At 32.4% G+C, this 17,886-nt stretch carries 14 protein-coding genes; 9 read left to right on the top strand and 5 right to left on the bottom strand.

The genetic code is table 11. The annotated features are described in order from the left end of the window. Nucleotides 1-694 precede the first annotated feature (694 nt). Nucleotides 695-1,714 carry a cytochrome-c peroxidase gene (locus ACJ6WR_RS14575; protein WP_409415617.1) on the bottom strand — a complete coding sequence of 340 codons (1,020 nt, stop codon included), beginning with the start codon at nt 1,712-1,714 and terminating at the stop codon, nt 695-697. 435 nt (nt 1,715-2,149) lie between these two features. On the opposite strand from ACJ6WR_RS14575, the gene ACJ6WR_RS14570 reads away from it, so the two are divergent. From ACJ6WR_RS14570 to ACJ6WR_RS14530, 9 genes are all read left to right on the top strand, one after another. Then, a complete protein-coding gene (locus ACJ6WR_RS14570; protein ID WP_409415616.1) occupies nt 2,150-4,660 on the top strand; it encodes a DUF2339 domain-containing protein in 2,511 nt (836 codons plus the stop codon). Then, nucleotides 4,623-5,873, top strand: a complete 1,251-nt coding sequence (locus ACJ6WR_RS14565) for a hypothetical protein (RefSeq protein WP_409415615.1) — start codon at nt 4,623-4,625, stop codon at nt 5,871-5,873. The genes ACJ6WR_RS14570 and ACJ6WR_RS14565 overlap by 38 nt, the downstream gene beginning before the upstream one ends. A 308-nt stretch (nt 5,874-6,181) precedes the next feature. Then, nucleotides 6,182-6,949 carry a ParA family protein gene (locus tag ACJ6WR_RS14560; protein WP_035627818.1) on the top strand — a complete coding sequence of 256 codons (768 nt, stop codon included), beginning with the start codon at nt 6,182-6,184 and terminating at the stop codon, nt 6,947-6,949. Nucleotides 6,950-6,954: 5 nt separating this feature from the next. Beyond that, nucleotides 6,955-7,854, top strand: coding sequence for a ParB/RepB/Spo0J family partition protein (locus ACJ6WR_RS14555; protein ID WP_039112350.1), 900 nt, complete (start codon nt 6,955-6,957; stop codon nt 7,852-7,854). Continuing rightward, entirely contained in the window at nt 7,854-8,417 is a 564-nt protein-coding gene (locus ACJ6WR_RS14550; protein WP_039112351.1) for a DUF5683 domain-containing protein, read from the top strand. The genes ACJ6WR_RS14555 and ACJ6WR_RS14550 overlap by 1 nt, the downstream gene beginning before the upstream one ends. 46 nt (nt 8,418-8,463) lie before the next feature. Next, nucleotides 8,464-9,162: a 4-hydroxy-tetrahydrodipicolinate reductase gene (gene dapB / locus ACJ6WR_RS14545; RefSeq protein WP_086895486.1), complete on the top strand. Its 699-nt coding sequence runs from the start codon at nt 8,464-8,466 to the stop codon at nt 9,160-9,162. Nucleotides 9,163-9,234: 72 nt separating this feature from the next. After that, nucleotides 9,235-10,791: a signal peptidase I gene (lepB, locus tag ACJ6WR_RS14540; protein ID WP_409415614.1), complete on the top strand. Its 1,557-nt coding sequence runs from the start codon at nt 9,235-9,237 to the stop codon at nt 10,789-10,791. Nucleotides 10,792-10,835: 44 nt separating this feature from the next. After that, nucleotides 10,836-12,440 (top strand): signal peptidase I, encoded by a 1,605-nt coding sequence (gene lepB / locus ACJ6WR_RS14535; RefSeq protein WP_409415613.1) that lies wholly within the window; start codon nt 10,836-10,838, stop codon nt 12,438-12,440. Nucleotides 12,441-12,521: 81 nt separating this feature from the next. Continuing rightward, the gene (locus tag ACJ6WR_RS14530) at nt 12,522-13,139 is read left to right on the top strand and encodes a WbqC family protein (protein WP_409415612.1); all 618 of its coding nucleotides are present in this window, start codon (nt 12,522-12,524) and stop codon (nt 13,137-13,139) included. An 8-nt stretch (nt 13,140-13,147) separates the two neighbouring features. Here the strand turns inward: ACJ6WR_RS14530 and ACJ6WR_RS14525 are convergent, their stop codons facing one another. The 4 genes from ACJ6WR_RS14525 to mutL are packed head-to-tail and all read right to left on the bottom strand — an operon-like array spanning nt 13,148 to nt 17,843. Further along, complete coding sequence (locus tag ACJ6WR_RS14525) at nt 13,148-14,194, bottom strand: endonuclease/exonuclease/phosphatase family protein (protein WP_039112356.1); 1,047 nt, start codon at nt 14,192-14,194, stop codon at nt 13,148-13,150. Nucleotides 14,195-14,213: 19 nt separating this feature from the next. Next, entirely contained in the window at nt 14,214-15,083 is an 870-nt protein-coding gene (locus ACJ6WR_RS14520; protein ID WP_409415611.1) for a rhomboid family intramembrane serine protease, read from the bottom strand. A 43-nt stretch (nt 15,084-15,126) separates the two neighbouring features. Then, nucleotides 15,127-15,942 (bottom strand): rhomboid family intramembrane serine protease, encoded by an 816-nt coding sequence (locus ACJ6WR_RS14515; protein WP_409415610.1) that lies wholly within the window; start codon nt 15,940-15,942, stop codon nt 15,127-15,129. Continuing rightward, nucleotides 15,939-17,843 (bottom strand): DNA mismatch repair endonuclease MutL, encoded by a 1,905-nt coding sequence (gene mutL, locus ACJ6WR_RS14510; protein WP_409415609.1) that lies wholly within the window; start codon nt 17,841-17,843, stop codon nt 15,939-15,941. The genes ACJ6WR_RS14515 and mutL overlap by 4 nt, the downstream gene beginning before the upstream one ends. Between the last annotated feature and the right edge of the window lie 43 nt (nt 17,844-17,886).

Below are 17,886 nucleotides of genomic sequence, written 5' to 3'. Positions count from 1 at the left end.
TTTTAATCAACATCATAAATTGGACCTGATCTCAAAAATTGACAAAAAATAAAATTGTCTGTATTCGTTTCATTATAAAGCAAATTAATCCCTTTCTCATTAAATGATAGTTAAGTCTTTCAAATCATCTATAAAATGGTTCGAGAATTGTCCCGTTAGGGCTACTAAGAATGACCCATCAAAATTTTGATGGGTCATTCTTAGTAGCTGGGAACAGGACTCGAACATATCTAAAATACTTCCCTAATGACTTCTGTTCAAGGCATCAATTTATCCAATTTACAGCCTTAATAACTCAAGACAACGATTATTAAATGTTGTATCATAATGACATTTTTAATACCTTTACATATATTAAAGTACATTGACTGACTGCAATTAAATTGATCAAGGAAACAAAGGACTACAAGGTAAGTCATTATAAATGAGACCTATTCGGCTACCCTTTTTGGAAGAGTACTTGAGAACACCAATAAAATCAACGAATTAAGGAATAGGTAGGTCGTCCTGCCACCCCGACAAAAGTCTTTTCATTTATTTGAAAAGACTTTTTTGTTTTACAACAAATCCAATATTAAATCCACTATAACGTCCCGAAGGAAAAGCAGGAACTTGGCAGGTCATATTAGCTCAAATGAAACAAGGGCTCCTCAAAAAAATTTGAAGAACCCTCGTTCAGTTTAAAATCAATTATTTATTCTTTATACTTTGCATCAACATCGGCTGTCAACGTTTTCAGGAAGGCAACCATATCATCGGCTTCTTTATCCGTAATATCTTTATCCAGCTGCAATTTCCCCATCATCTTTACAGCTTCTTTCAGTGAAGCAACTGAACCATCATGAAAGTAAGGTCCTGTTTTTTCTACGTTTCTCAAACTCGGAACTTTAAACAAGAACTGATCACCTTCTTTTTTAGTTAAATCATAAAGTCCTTTATCCATTTTTTTGCTACGAGTCATTTTAGTGTAATCTCCATAAACTCCGAATTTCTGGAACATCTGTCCACCAAGAGCTACACCACCATGACACGTTATGCAACCATTGTCTATAAAAGAATTTAGTCCTTTTTTTTCCTGATCATTTAATGCGGATTCATTTCCGTCTAAATAATCATCAAATTTACTTTTAGGAATCAACTTACGCTCAAAAGCACCTATTGCATTAGCAAGATTATCAAAAGTAATTGATTCTTTATCATTTGGGAATACTTTCTTAAAAAGAGCTTGATACACTGGAATCCCTCTTAATTTTTTCTCCAAAAATTCCGCGTTCGGAATTCCGTGTTCAACAGGATTTAACAAAGGTCCTTTGGCTTGCTCTTCTACATCTTTAGCTCGCCCATCCCAAAACTGCATAGAATGAAGTGATGAATAAATTACCGTAGGAGAGTTACGCCCTCCTAATTCCTTCGTGTCTCCTACTGAAAGGGATTTATTATCTACACCAAAAGTGGCAAGATTATGACAGGAATTACAACTAATGGTTCCGTTTTTAGACAATGCTTTATCATAGAATAATTTTTTACCCAGATCGATTTTCTCTTGCGGAATATCTTCTCCTGTTATTGTTGAAACAGATTTAAAGAAATTAGATGCTTTGGTTAATAATTCAGATTTCTCGACTACTGGAGCTTTTGAGAAATCATATTCACTCGATTCTTTCTTGCAGGCTACAAAAGCAAGTCCCGCCATAATTAAGACAACTTTTTTCATTTGAGTATTGATTTAGTTTTGCAAAAGTCAATGTAGAACTCAAGGTGAAATAGTTACTAATCCTTTTTATGTTTCTCCTCTTAATTAATAAAGTAGTCTTTACTAAATTTTAAATTCTATTTTTATTAAACTGTTGCATTAAATTAATCCTCGAATTTAAAAAAACATTATCGCGATAAAGCTGATTATTATCATAAAGTAGGTTTTATTTTACAATATATACAATTGTAATAAAAATCAAAAGCAGTAATTCATTCAAAAGTGAATAAAGAATCTCTAAACCCAAAAAATGATGAAAGCCATTTATTTTAAAATTAATTCTAGATTTTTTATTTATATCATAAAACACTTTATACAGATAAAAACTACCAAAATACTTTAACACTATTAAAATGTTATTATATTTACCGCTTACAATATTTTATTTATTTGTTTATGGAGACATTTCTGTTTTTACTAATATTTGTTTTTCTGATCTATATACTCAACACTCTTAATAAGCGATTTGATCAAATCGAGAATGACATTTCATCTCTTAATAAAAAATTAGATCAGCAAAAAACGATAGAGAAACCAGCAGAAACTATTTCTGTTGCTCCAATTCCTGTTATAAAGAAAGAAGAAATCAATATAACTTCTGAGGAAATAAAACCTCCTACTCTTGAAATAGCCAAGGAAGAAATCATCGAAGAAAAGATTCCAGAAAAAGAGTTGGAAAAAATTGCTCTTTCATACAATTCCGAAAACACACCTAAACCAGTAGAGCCTAAAGAAGCTCCTAAACCTTATGTTCCGCTTCCGCCAAAGAAATCTTTCTGGGAGAACTTTAAAGAACAAAATCCTGATTTAGAAAAATTCATTGGTGAAAACTTAATCAACAAAATCGGAATTCTGATTCTTGTTTTAGGAATTAGCTATTTTGTAAAATATGCCATCGATAAAGATTGGATAAATGAACCTGCCCGAGTAGGAATTGGAATCCTTGCTGGTGCATTGGTAATGGGAGTTGCTCATAAATTGCGTAAAAACTACGCCGCCTTTAGTTCGGTTATCGTAGCTGGTGCAATTGCAATATTTTATTTTACGATTGGAATCGCTTTTCATAGCTATCATTTATTTAGCCAGAGCGTTGCATTTGGTATAATGGTCGTAATTACAGCTTTTAGTGCACTTATATCCTTATCTTATAATAGGATTGAACTTGCCGTGCTCTCCTTAATAGGTGGATTTGCCGTTCCTTTTATGGTAAGTACTGGCGAAGGAAATTATGTTGTATTATTTACTTATATCATTATCTTGAATATCGGAATTTTAGCTTTAGCTTATCATAAAAAGTGGAATCTGGTAAATATTCTTGCCTATGTATTCACCATTATATTATATGGTGGCTGGTTGGTTAATGACTTAACTAGCGAGAAACCTCATTATCTAGGTGCATTCGCATTTGGGTTTGCTTTCTATTCTATTTTTATTTTAATGAATATCATTAATAACATAAGAACAAAAGGAGAATTCTCTACCCCACAATTAGTCATTTTAGCCAGTAACACTTTCTTATTCTATGCTGCAGGAATGGCAATCCTAACAGATTATCATCCTGAATTAAGAGGATTATTTACAACCATAATTGCATTACTTAATTTAGTTTACGCTTGGTTTTTATACAAAAAATTCGGACTGGATAAAAAAGCTGTTTATTTACTCATCAGCTTAACATTAACCTTTGTTACACTAGCAATCCCAATTCAGTTTAAAGGCAACTACATTACTTTATTCTGGGCAGCCGAGGCGGTTTTATTATTATGGCTTTCGCAAAAATCAAAAATTGTCAGTTATCGATTTGGTTCAGTAATTGTTCATGCCTTAATGATAATAAGTTTGATAATGGATTGGGCTAAATTCTACGAATACACAGCCGTTTTAAACATAATTATCAATCCTATATTCATTACAGGATTGGTCGCAATAGCATCATTATTCACTGTTTCTTATCTATTAAAACCGGAAACCAACAATACCGAAATGCTTGGCTTTAGTTTTAATCCAGAAAAATATGGAAAATTCATTTTTGGATTGGGACTTGTAATCAGTTATTTTGTTGGATTACTCGAAGTGATTTATCAATCTAATTATTATTTCGAAAACACATATTCTGCTGCAGCATTTACTGTAGTATATCATTTATTATTCTTTGCAATTGTAGCTGGTTATTTAGCACGAAAGAAAACAGATTCCGGTTATCAAGGTGCAACGTTAATTGCGCTTATCAATATTATCTTGTTTACTTTTTGGTTCTCAAATTACGCCTTTGGAGAACACGAAGAAATCATAAGTTCAGGAACTGGAAGTCCTTATGCATTTTACCTGCATTACATTTCTTTATTAATAATTATCTATTTCGGTTATCTATTATATCAAATCAATTCTAAGAAACTTGTTTTCTCAATATTGAGTAATAAAATTTATATCTGGGCAGCTGCATTTATTTTAATCTACATTGCAAGCACTGAGCTAATGCTTCATGGATTAATATTTATGAATTCTCCAATAACAACAGACCAAATTCAGGCAAGCAACTTGTATGCAACTTACAAAACTGATTTAGGATATATAAGAGAGATGCTAACCGAAGACGCAATAGATTTGGCCAGAACCAAAATAATAAAAACTGGTTTTCCTATCCTTTGGGGAATTTTAGCTTTTGTTTTTCTTATCGTAGGAATAAAAAAACAAACCAAAACCATTCGTATTATTGCTTTGGCATTATTAGGATTAACAATCGTAAAATTATTTTTATACGATATTAGCAACATTTCCGAAACAGGAAAAATTATATCGTTTATACTATTAGGTATCTTAATTTTGATAATCTCATTTGTCTATCAAAAAATTAAAGTACTAGTAATAGATGAAAACAAACCCAATGAAACTGATGAAACCAAATAAATTTTTATTTCTATTATTCTTAGTAAACTTTTCGTTTGCACAATATAATACTACTGCAAAAATAAAAGCAGTACCATCAACTGGATTGAACAAGATCGTTTTGCCACCAGCAATTCGTTCAGCGTCTAAAGAAGATTTAAGTGATTTCAGGATATTTGATTCAAAAGGAATTGAAGTTCCTTACTTTGTTGTGCGAAATGAAAAAGAGACACTTTCTAATTCTTTTGAAGAATATAACATTGTGTCCAAAACTGTTGTTCCAAACAAGAGCAGTTCTATTATTATTGCCAATCCATCCACGCAAAGCACTAATCAGATTTCGCTTTTTATTGCCAACTCCGATGTGGTAAAAGCATATAGCATTTCAGGAAGTAACGACCAAAAAGAATGGTTTGGTTTATCTAATGCACAAAAACTATACGACCTAAATAGCACTGATAAAACAAATGTTATCAAGACTATATCATTTCCTCTATCTTCTTATCAATTTTTGAAAATAGATTTTGATGATAAAAAAACATTACCAATAAATATACTAAAGGCAGGAAATTATAACCATCAGGTAAAAACCAATTCGCTACAAGAAATAGTTCCAAAGAGTAGTTCGGTAACTCAACTTACATCTGAGAAGAAAACAAAAATTCATATAGTTTTTGATGCACCACAGATTATAGATCAAATTGCATTCGATATTTCGAAACCAGCATTCTACAAACGAGATGCAACTATTTATAAAAATGCTACTCGAAAAGTAAAACGCAAAATAGAAACGTATGAAGAAAACATTACCTATTTCGAATTAAATTCGGATACAAAAAACACGTTCAATGTTCCACAAATATTCGAGAAAGAAATTTATATCTCTATCGACAATCAGGATAATCCTGCATTAAATATTGCTGAAATAAAATTTTACCAAATCCCCGTTTCAATAGTTGCCAGTTTAAATGCAAATGAAAACTATACTATCAAAACAGGAAACAATAATTTGAACGAACCTCAATATGACCTTTCCAATTTCAAGAATAGCATTTCGGCTAATTTACCAGAGGCTTCTATTTCCGAAATAAAACAAATTGCTTCTACAGATACTACAATTCAAAACAAATCTTTTTGGCAACAATCATGGTTTATGTGGATGTGTATAATAATTGGCGGAATTGCAATTTTATATTTTACTGCGAGTTTAGTAAAAGACATGAAAAAAGAGTAATTAATTAATCCGAATCTTTATTTAAACAACATTATTTAGTTTGTACCCGAAATACTAATTTTCAGACTATTAGCCAACAATCAATTGATATTCAATAGTCTCGAAGAAAGTTATTATTTTAAATCGCACATAAATAGAAAAAGCTAAGCCTGATACAAACAAATTGAAATCGTCTTTAGAAATAATACCTATTTTAAAAACAGCAGGCTGTCAAACGACGATTAATCAAGCTTTAACAAATGTTAACAAAATAGATTTTCAAAAACCATAAATAATCGTATTTTTACGGTTCAAAATTCAGAAAATAAATGGGCAAAATCATTGCGATTGCTAATCAAAAAGGAGGCGTTGGAAAGACTACAACATCTGTAAATCTTGCGGCCTCATTAGGTGTTTTAGAAAAAAAAGTATTACTAATAGATGCTGACCCTCAAGCAAATGCTACTTCAGGACTTGGTATTGATGTAGAAGTTGTTGAAATTGGTACCTATCAAATACTAGAACACAGTCATACGCCAAAAGAAGCTATTATTCAATGTACAGCTCCAAACGTAGATGTGATTCCGGCTCACATTGACCTTGTTGCTATCGAAATCGAATTGGTCGATAAAGAAAACAGAGAATACATGCTAAAAAAAGCATTAGAAAGTGTTAAAGATGAGTACGATTATATCATTATCGATTGTGCGCCTTCATTAGGACTTTTAACTTTGAATGCTTTAACAGCGGCCGACTCTGTAGTTATTCCTATTCAATGCGAATATTTTGCACTTGAAGGTTTAGGAAAATTACTAAACACGATTAAAAGCATCCAAAAAATTCATAACCCAGACTTGGATATTGAAGGATTGTTACTAACCATGTACGATTCTAGATTACGTTTATCAAATCAAGTTGTTGAAGAAGTTCAAAAACACTTTAACGATATGGTTTTTGATACCGTTATCCAACGAAATGTAAAATTAAGTGAAGCTCCTAGTTTTGGCGAAAGCATTATAAACTATGACGCTACAAGTAAAGGAGCTGTTAATTACATAAACTTGGCTCAAGAAATTATAAAGAAAAACAGTAAATAGTTTTTATGACAAAAGCGATTAAAAAACAAGCCTTAGGAAGAGGATTATCTGCATTATTAAAAGATCCGGAAAATGATATAAAATCCGTTGACGATAAAAATGCTGATAAGGTTGTAGGAAGTATTATAGAGCTTGAAATTAGTGCTATCGAAATAAATCCGTTTCAACCCCGAAGCAATTTTAACGAAGAATCATTACGTGAACTAGCCACTTCTATCAAGGAGCTTGGTGTGATTCAACCTATAACTGTTCGAAAATTAGACTTCAATAAATACCAATTAATTTCTGGAGAGCGTCGTTTACGTGCTTCAACATTAATCGGCTTAACACATGTTCCTGCATACATCAGAATTGCAAATGATAACGAATCATTAGTTATGGCATTGGTTGAAAATATTCAACGTCATGATTTAGATCCGATAGAGATTGCACTTTCTTACCAACGTTTGATTGATGAAATCCAGTTAACTCAAGAACAAATGAGTGACCGTGTTGGTAAAAAACGTTCTACAATTGCAAACTACTTACGTCTTTTAAAACTAGATCCAATTATCCAAACTGGTATCCGTGATGGTTTTATAAGTATGGGACATGGTCGTGCAATTATAAACGTTGACGATTTAGATGTTCAAACCGATATTTACCAAAAAATTGTTAGCCGTAATTTATCTGTACGTGAAACAGAAGCTTTGGTAAAAAACTACCACGAAAGTTTAAAACCTAAACCTGCTGGAAAACCAAAAGCCTCTTCATTTGACATCGAAGAAGATCAAAAAAGCACATTTACAAATTATTTTGGCGCAAAAGTTGACATAAAAGTAGCTGGAAACGGAAAAGGAAAAATTACAATTCCGTTCCATTCTGAAGAAGACTTTGCCAGAATTATCAAATTAATAAACGGGTAGTGAATAAAATAGTTCCCATAGGTCTATTCTTTTTTCTATTAGGAAGTACTGCTGTTTTTGCTCAGTCAAAAAAAGGAGATGCTGCCTTGGTAGCAAAAGACACCCTAAAATCGACTGAGATAGACCCACTTACTCCTGCAAAAGCAGCTTTTTACTCTGCTATTTTACCAGGATTAGGACAGGCATACAATAAAAAATATTGGAAAATCCCTCTAGTTTACGGAGCCATAGGTACAAGTTTGTATTTCTATATTGATAATAATAAAAAATACCATCAATATAGAGATGCATACAAACGTAGACTTGAAGGCTACAACAATGACGAACTTCAATATCTGGACGATAGCAGACTTATTGCAGGTCAAAAATTTTATCAACGTAATCGAGATTTATCTGCCCTAGTAACCTTGGGCTTTTATGTTTTAAATATAATAGATGCAAATGTTGATGCTGCATTGATTCAGTTTAACGTAAATGAAAGATTATCTTTACGTCCAGAAATATACCCCGACGATGTAACATTAAGACCCAACGTTGGACTAACATTTAATTACCACTTTTAAATTGCAGTGATAAACTGCAATTTTTGAATTTAAAATAAACATACAAATGAAAATTGCGCTTTTAGGATACGGAAAAATGGGGCAAGTAATCGAAAGAATTGCTTTAGAAAGAGGTCATGAAATTGTCTTAAAAAAAGACGAATTCAATACTTATGAAGGACTTGAGACTGCTAATGTAGCCATCGATTTTAGCGTTCCATCTGCTGCAGTTGCAAACATTTCTAATGCTTTTAACGCTAATGTCCCTGTAGTTTCCGGAACAACAGGCTGGTTAGAACATTATGACGAAATGGTTGCTCTTTGCAATGAAAAAAAGGGAGGATTTATCTCTAGCTCAAATTTTAGTTTAGGTGTAAATATCTTCTTTGAGCTTAACGAACACTTAGCTAAAATAATGGCTAAATTCGATAACTACAAAGTTGACATGGAAGAGATTCACCATACTCAAAAACTAGATGCTCCAAGTGGTACAGCTATTTCATTGGCCAAAGGCGTAATCGAAAATAGCGCTTACAAAAACTGGACTCTTGACGAAGCCAAACCTACAGAAATTCATATCGAAGCCAAAAGAATTGGAGATGTTCCAGGTACACATACTGTAACGTACAATTCTGGAATTGATAGTATCGAAATAAAACATACAGCACATAATCGTGAAGGTTTTGCTCTTGGAGCTGTAATAGCTGCTGAGTGGCTTGCAGGAAAGCAAGGTATCTTTACAATGAAAGATGTTCTGGAATTTTAAATAAAAAACAATTTAAAAATATAAAAATTCGTTTACCGAAAGACTATATTTTAAACTTTAAAACAAATTAGTATGACACTATATTTATGGTTTGTATTCTTTTTAGCAGTGCAAGTTATTCACTTTATAGGAACTTGGAAATTATATGAAGCTGCAGGAAGAAAAAGTTGGGAAGCAGCAATTCCTGTATATAATGCTATTGTACTAATGAAAATTATTGGTCGACCAACTTGGTGGACAATATTGCTTTTTATTCCAATCATTAACTTGATTATGTTTCCAGTAATCTGGATTGAAACCTTAAGAACTTTCGGAAAAAAATCTACATTAGATACTATTCTTGGTCTTGCAACTTTAGGTTTTTACATCTATTACGTTAATTACACTCAAAAATTAGTTTACAATGCTAATAGAAGTCTAACTCCAGAAAGCAAAACTGCCGATACTGTTAGTTCTCTTCTTTTTGCTATAATTGTAGCTACTTTAGTTCATACTTACATCGTTCAGCCATACACAATTCCTACTTCATCATTAGAAAAATCATTACTTATTGGTGACTTTTTATTTGTAAGTAAAGTTAACTATGGCCCTAGAGTTCCTATGACAACTATTGCCTTGCCAATGGTACATGACTCTATCCCGATGACTAAACAAAAATCATATCTAAAATGGCCTCAATTGCCTTATTTTAGACTTCCTGCTTATGAACAAATAAAACGAACAGATATTGTCGTTTTTAACTGGCCAATGGATACCGTATATAAGTTTTTTGACACTTCTAAAAGAAGAGCCGACAAGCCAATTGATAAAAAATCAAATTACGTAAAAAGATGTGTTGGTGTTCCAGGTGATAGTTTAGCGATAAAAGACGGAATCGTTTACATTAACAACAAAGTTTTAGTTTTACCAGAAAGAGCTAAACCTCAATACTCTTATGCAGTAGCTTTAGACGGGAAAACTCCTATTGATTTTGAAGTATTACTAAGAGAATTAGATATTACTGACGGTGCCGGATTTAAAGATGATGTAAAAAAAGACACTTTATATTTTAGAGCTCTAACAGAAGCTAGTGCTGCAAGATTAAGAAATGTTCCTGGAATAACTAATGTAAGAAGAGAAATTGCAAAAGGATCAGATCCAGGTATTTTTCCACAGTTAGACAAATGGAATGCCGATAATTTTGGTCCAATTTATATTCCTCAAAAAGGAAAAACAGTTGCATTAACAACCGAATCTTTACCATTTTACAAAGCAATTATAAAAGAATACGAAGGGAATGATTTACAAGTAAATGGTTCAGAAATTCGTATTAACGGAAAAGTTGCTACAACATATACTTTCAAGCAAGATTATTATTGGATGATGGGAGACAACCGTCACAACTCCGAAGATAGTCGTTATTGGGGATACGTTCCAGAAAATCATATTGTTGGAAAACCAGTATTCATCTGGATGAGCTGGGATACAAATGGTAAAGGAATGAGCAAAGTTCGTTGGGACAGAGTTTTCACTACTGTAAATGGTGAAGGTCAACCACAATCGTACTTTAAATATTTCTTATTTGCTCTTGCAGCGTTTTTTATCGGTGAATATTTCTGGAAAAAAAGAAAAGAGAAAAAGAATATCTAATCACAAATTCTTAGTTTAATAATCTTAACTTAAAAAAAACTGATATGTCATTTTATTCATGGTTTGTATTCTTCTTAGTAATTCAAGTAGTTCATTTTATAGGAACATGGAAATTATATGAGGCAGCTGGAAGAAAAAAATGGGAAGCTGCAATCCCTATTTACAATGCCATTGTATTAATGAAAATTATCAGTCGACCAACTTGGTGGACATTATTACTTTTTATTCCGATTATCAACTTGATTATGTTCCCAATAGTTTGGATTGAAACCCTACGAACTTTTGGAAAAAAATCTACATTAGATACCGTTCTCGGACTTGTTACTTTTGGATTCTACATCTATTATGTAAACTATACTCAAAAATTAGAGTACAATGCAAACAGAAGTTTAAGACCCGAAAACAAAACCGCAGATACACTTAGCTCGCTTCTTTTTGCAATAATTGTTGCAACTATAGTTCATACCTATTTTATCCAGCCATTTACAATACCAAGTTCATCACTAGAAAAAACATTACTAGTTGGTGATTTTCTATTTGTAAGCAAGGTAAATTATGGCGCAAGAATACCAATGACAACAGTAGCCTTGCCTATGGTACATGACACTATTCCTGGGCTAAAAAAGAAATCCTACTTATTTAATGATGATGTAAATCAAAAAAAGACTTCACTTTTAAACAAGCTTCAATTACCTTATCTAAGATTACCTGGTTTTGAAGAAATAAAACGCAATGATATTGTTGTTTTTAATCAGCCTGCTGATACCCTTTTGGACATGAATAATTTTTCGCCAGATAGAAATTATTACAAACCAATTGACAAAAAAACCAACTTAGTTAAAAGATGTGTTGGAGTTCCTGGAGATTCCCTAGAGATAAGAAACGGACTTGTCTTTATTAACGGAAAAGAAATGAAACAAACTGAAAGAGTAAGACTTCAGTTTTCTTATAACATCAAATTTAAGGTCAAGTTCTCTTCTTATGAAGAAATTTCAAATCTTTTAAGACAATATGACATTACCGATGATCTAGGTTACGATCCTAAAACTGAGACTTATTATGTACAAGCTACTCTAGAAGCAGCTAATAAGGCTAAGAGCAATCCTTATGTAGAGAGTCTTGAACTAAGGAAAGCAAACAAAGGAGACAGAGACCCTAAAATATTCCCTCATAACAAAGATTACAACTGGAACAATGATTTTTTTGGTCCAATTTATATTCCTCAAAAAGGAAAAACAATCAACATTAACCTAAAAGTTCTTCCTATTTACAAACGTCTAATATCAGAATACGAACGTAATGATTTAGAAGTAAAAGGAAATCAAATTTTAATTAACGGTAAACTTGCTATAACTTACACATTTAAACAAGATTACTACTGGATGATGGGTGATAATAGAGACAACTCTATCGATGCCAGATATTGGGGATTTGTACCTTTTGATCACGTAATTGGGAAACCTGTATTTATATGGATGAGCTGGGATACTCATGGCAAAGGACTAAATAAAGTTCGCTGGGACAGAGTTTTCTCAACTGTAGATGGAGAAGGGCAACCGCAATCATACTTTAAACATTTCTTATTTCTATTGGCAGCCTACTTTATTGGCGAATATTTCTGGAGAAAAAGAAAAGAGAAAAAAGCATAACACGTTTATTCGTTGAACTGTTTAATCGTTTACTTGTGCTTTCAACAAGTAAACGATTAAACAATCAAACAAAAATAGCACATGAATTCATTATTACTTCCAACCTACTTTTCTTCAATTAGTCATTGTGCTGTAATGGCGCAATCTGAAAGTATTACGTTTGAGATAGAAGATAATTTCCAAAAACAAACCAACAGGAACCGTACGTATATTTATAGCCCAAATGGACTACAATTATTAAACATCCCTGTTAAGCACTCTAAAAATGCACATCAGAAAACCAAAGAGATTCAGGTAGAAAATGAATTTGACTGGCAAAAACAACATTTTAAATCGCTGGAAGCTGCTTATAGAAGTTCCCCTTTTTTCGAGTTTTTTGAAGACGATATACGTCCATTTTTCGACAAGAAACATCAATTCTTAATGGATTTGAATTTTGAAGCTTTAGATATCGTTTCTAAATGTCTACGAATGAAATTAGAGTACACTAAGACCTCAGAATACTTTCATGAGGCTGATGCTAACATTTCGGATTTTAGAGTCTTAGCTAACGGAAAAAAAGATACTAATGCATTCGAAACCTACACGCAGGTCTTTGATGACAAACATGGTTTTATAAATAACCTAAGTGTATTGGATTTGCTTTTTAATGAAGGGAAATATGCTATGGACTATTTAAAGAATCAAAAGCTGCTATAATTCATTTATTATTCCATTGAAAGAGTAGCCAAAATAGGAAAATGGTCAGAATTTTCAAAATCTGAGAAGCTTTCAAATTTCTTTACTTTCATCTTACTATCAGCAAAAATATAATCGATTCTTGCAGGATAGTAGCGGAACTTATAAGTAGCCCCAAATCCTACTCCAGCTTCTTCAAAACTATCTTTTAGTTTTCCTTTTATATTGCGATATACGTATGAAAAAGGGCTATTATTCATATCTCCACAGATTATAAGTGGATATGTGCATTCTTTTTTATTTTCTCTAAATATCTCAGCTTGTTCTTGCTGCTGCTTAAATGCTTTACTAATTCTGGAAAGAATAAGTTGTGACTTTTCCTGATTCATCACATCGATATTATCAGAAATCTCATTTACATCGGGCGAAATCTTAATTGACTGCAAGTGCATATTATAAACTCTAATAATGTCTTTACCACGCTTAATATCGGCATAGATTACATTATTATTAGAATTAGGAAAAACAATATTACCCTGATATAATATAGGAAACTTAGAAAAAATTGCCTGACCTGTTTTAATCTTATTTCCTTCCATAAATATATACCGATGCGGATAAACCTTTAAATCGATATTAGCAGAATTTGAGAACTCCTGAATACATAAAATATCCGGATTTTTTTCGTTTATAAACGTTTCTATATCAAGCGGAACATCTTCCCTATCTATCCATTTAAATACATTAAACAAACGTACGTTATAACTCATTACTGTAAAATCCTTACTACTCTCAACATATTCTTTAGTCGAAAATTTATAGAATTTATTTATAAAAGTAATCCCCATCAAGAGCACTAATCCTGACAAAATCATTCGTTTTTTAAACTGAATTGCCCAATAGAAAAAGAACAATCCATTGAACACAAAAAACAACGGCATAAACAAAGTAAACACCGACAAAAGAGGGAAAATTTTGGGTGCTAAAAATGGCAAAACATAAGCGCTAAATGTCAATACAGTGAGCACTATATTCAGAAAAAACATTATCTTATTAAACCATGAAAGGTTTTTCATTTTCTTTTAATTAATGATTTTACTTTCCCGCTTTAAACAAAAATTCTTTTTCTTCTTTTGTCAAACAATCGTAACCCGACTGACTAATTTTATCTAAGATTTCATCAATTTGTTGTTGCGTTTTGTCTTTGGTAACAATTTTAGAAGTTGCAGTTCTTTGCGTTGGTTTATTGTTGTAATTTTTATGCACTTTCTTAAAAGGCGTAGATGGTGATTTCTTAAATAAATTAGTAAAGAAATCCAAAACGCAAGTAACAATCTTACTCAAATCTACTCCACTTTGCAATAGTTTTATAAACAGAAATCCGAAAACTGCACCTGCAAGATGAGAGATATGCCCTCCCATATTACCAGATTTAAACTGCATAAGATCCAAAACCAAAATAACAAGGGTAATATGCCACAACTTAACACTACCGATAAGCAACAAACGAACTGGCATTAATGGCTGATATGTAGTCGTAGCGACCAAAATCGCCATAATTGCAGCCGAAGCTCCAACTACTGAAGCACTAAGATTTAAAAAATAAAAGCTAAGCGCAAATGCTACTCCAGCAAAAATTGCACTTAATATATATAAACCTAAATACTGCTTTTCGGTAAAAAAAGTCAAAAACAAAGAACTTGCAAAATTTAAAACCAACATATTAAATAACAAATGCAGAAATCCATCATGAAAAAAAGCATAGGTTAAAAATGTCCACGGTTTAAACAAGAAATCAGATGGTTCTGATGATAATGCTAACCAACTTGGTAAAGCAAATTGTCCTGTTGAAAATTGATAAAAAAACACCAATGAAATTAAAAAACAAGCAATATTCCAATAGATTACTCGCTGAGCAATTCCGCCCATTTTATATTGCAACTTTAAATCGTCTAATATATTCATATGTGTTTTTTGTGTTTAAAATTTAGATAATAAAGCTAAAAAATTAATTCCAACGATTATTATTAAACTGCGTCTTTTTCCAATACCACATCATTAAATATCCTACGAGTGCTCCACCAACGTGAGCAAAATGAGCAATTCCTGTACCACCACCACCAAACAATGAATTCCCTTGGAAACCTAAAAACAAATCGACAGCAATAATTCCTGGTACAAAATACTTCGCTTTTATAGGCACTGGAATAAACATAAGAGCCAACTCAGCATTAGGAAACATAAAAGCAAAAGCTACCAAAAGTCCATAAATTGCTCCCGAGGCACCTACCATTGGAGTCTGATTAATTATAGATGCATCAAATAAACTTTTAAAATTAACCTCGTTTAATAGATTAATTTTTCCAGCTTCAGCTAAAATTGGCTTAATACCATCCATAAACAAATCTCCTCGGTAACTTGTTCCATCAGTAAAATTAACATTCATTATATGGTGCAATGAAGCATCTGATAAACCTAAACTAGACGCTCCTTCTAAAGCACTCTGTATTTCATAATAATTAAAACCTAATTGTAGTAAAGCAGCACCTAATCCGCATGAAATATAAAAGAATATAAACTTTTTACCTCCCCAAAAATGTTCTAATGCCGAACCAAAAGAAACTAATGCAAACATATTAAATGCAATATGCATAAATCCTCCATGCATAAACATATGAGTGATAGGCTGCCAAAGTTTAAAATGGTAGTTCTCTGGAAAGTATAATGAAAAGTATTCATAAGAAACCGGCACTAATTGTGAGCCAAGGAAAAAGATAATATTAATTATCAATAATTGTTTTACAACAGGAGTCATGTTCATCATAATGCAAATTTTTTATCTATATCTTCCACACGCATGGTGATGAAAGTTGGTTTTTGAAATGGAGAAATATTTGGATCTTTACAAGCAAAGAGTCCATTTACCAAATTATCTTGTTCTTTTTCTGTTAAGTATGTCCCTGTTTTTACAGCCATACTCTTTGCCATCGATTTGGCAATCGTATCATTTTGCGAAAAGCTACTTTCTGGAATTCCATCCTGCAAATCACTTAACAATTGTTCTATAACCAGCGAAACTTCACTTTCGGTACTGTTTATAGGTATTCCCGAAATAACAATATGTTCTTCGGTTGTAGATTCAAAAACGAAACCAGTATTTACAAGCGATAATTGCAATTCTCTTATAATTTCCATATCCGTAGAAGAATAAAACAAATTTAAAGGAAATAACAATTGCTGGCTAGAAGCCTGATTAACTGTCATGTTATGTAAAAATTGCTCGTATAAAATACGTTGGTGTGCACGTTGCTGATCCACAATCACCATTCCCGATTTTATAGGCGAAACAATGTATTTTTTATGTATTTGATATGTTTTATGAACCGTTTGCTCAATTTCATCATCATTAAATAAAGACGAAGTTACTTCTTCATTCTCAAAAGACATCATCCCTACTTCTTCCGTATCCTGCTTTAAACCTACATACAAACTTTCCCAACTAGCTGTTGGTTCAGGTTTCTTATAACTAGAATAAGAGTTAGAACCTGATGAACTGGCACCTGAACTATAACTAGACCCAGAATTTGTATTTGCATAATGTTTATTTGGTGTATCATCTGCAAATGGATTAAAGTTACTATTAACCTGAATCGTAGGAGTTTCTCCTTCTAAATCTTTATAATGATAAGGCGTATCAAGATTAGCATCACGATCAAAATCTAAAACAGGCGCCACATTAAATTGTCCTAAACTATGTTTTATAGACGCTCTTAAAATTGCATATAAAGCCTGTTCATCATCAAACTTAATTTCTGTTTTTGTAGGATGAATATTGATATCGATTGTATTTGGCGGCACAGATAAATACAAGAAATAACTTGGTTGCGCACCATCTTTTAAAATTCCATCATAAGCAGCCATAACTGCATGATGCAAATAGCTACTTTTAATAAAACGATCATTAACAAAGAAAAACTGTTCTCCCCTGCTCTTTTTAGCAAACTCAGGTTTACTAACAAATCCTTTTATTGCAACTATTTCTGTTTCTTCATTTACTGGAACCAACTTTTCATTGGTTTTACCAGCAAAGATTCCAACGATACGTTGTCTAAAACTAGAAGGAGGTAAATTATACATCTCACTTCCGTTATGATAAAAAGTAAAATGAATATTGGCATGCGCCAAAGCTACACGCTGAAACTCATCCATAACATGGCGAAATTCAACTATATCCGACTTTAAAAAGTTTCTACGAGCAGGAATATTAAAAAATAAGTTTTTAACCGCAAATGAAGTCCCTTTAGGTAAAACAGCTACTTCTTGCGAAACAAATTTACTTCCTTCAATAATAATGTGTGTTCCTAACTCTTCCTGATCCTGTTTGGTCTTCATTTCCATATGAGCAATCGCAGCGATAGAAGCTAGTGCTTCTCCACGAAATCCTTTAGTATGCAATGAAAACAAATCTTCGGCTTGGCGAATTTTAGAAGTCGCATGACGCTCAAAACACAAACGAGAATCGGTAACACTCATTCCAGAACCATTATCGATTACTTGTACCAATGACTTTCCTGCATCTTTGATGATTAATTTAATATCCGTTGCTTTAGCATCAACTGCGTTTTCTAAAAGCTCTTTCACCACCGAAGCAGGTCTTTGAACGACTTCTCCAGCAGCAATTTGATTGGCAACGTGATCAGGAAGTAATTGTATAATACTCGACATTAAGAAAAAATAGATTAAAGGTTAAGGTTTAAAGTTTCAAAAC

Source organism: Flavobacterium sp. PS2, assembly GCF_046250155.1.
Lineage (GTDB): Bacteria > Bacteroidota > Bacteroidia > Flavobacteriales > Flavobacteriaceae > Flavobacterium.
This window is presented reverse-complemented; position numbering and strand designations above follow the sequence as displayed.

Coding starts and splice junctions, on each gene's coding strand:
- ACJ6WR_RS14565 (WP_409415615.1), top strand. CDS start 4,623: ATGAAAACAAACCCAATGAAACTGATGAAACCAAATAAATTTTTATTT.
- ACJ6WR_RS14560 (WP_035627818.1), top strand. CDS start 6,182: ATGGGCAAAATCATTGCGATTGCTAATCAAAAAGGAGGCGTTGGAAAG.
- ACJ6WR_RS14575 (WP_409415617.1), bottom strand. CDS start 1,714: ATGAAAAAAGTTGTCTTAATTATGGCGGGACTTGCTTTTGTAGCCTGC.
- mutL (WP_409415609.1), bottom strand. CDS start 17,843: ATGTCGAGTATTATACAATTACTTCCTGATCACGTTGCCAATCAAATT.
- lepB (WP_409415614.1), top strand. CDS start 9,235: ATGACACTATATTTATGGTTTGTATTCTTTTTAGCAGTGCAAGTTATT.
- ACJ6WR_RS14520 (WP_409415611.1), bottom strand. CDS start 15,083: ATGAATATATTAGACGATTTAAAGTTGCAATATAAAATGGGCGGAATT.
- ACJ6WR_RS14525 (WP_039112356.1), bottom strand. CDS start 14,194: ATGAAAAACCTTTCATGGTTTAATAAGATAATGTTTTTTCTGAATATA.
- ACJ6WR_RS14530 (WP_409415612.1), top strand. CDS start 12,522: ATGAATTCATTATTACTTCCAACCTACTTTTCTTCAATTAGTCATTGT.
- lepB (WP_409415613.1), top strand. CDS start 10,836: ATGTCATTTTATTCATGGTTTGTATTCTTCTTAGTAATTCAAGTAGTT.
- ACJ6WR_RS14555 (WP_039112350.1), top strand. CDS start 6,955: ATGACAAAAGCGATTAAAAAACAAGCCTTAGGAAGAGGATTATCTGCA.
- ACJ6WR_RS14570 (WP_409415616.1), top strand. CDS start 2,150: ATGGAGACATTTCTGTTTTTACTAATATTTGTTTTTCTGATCTATATA.
- ACJ6WR_RS14515 (WP_409415610.1), bottom strand. CDS start 15,942: ATGATGAACATGACTCCTGTTGTAAAACAATTATTGATAATTAATATT.
- dapB (WP_086895486.1), top strand. CDS start 8,464: ATGAAAATTGCGCTTTTAGGATACGGAAAAATGGGGCAAGTAATCGAA.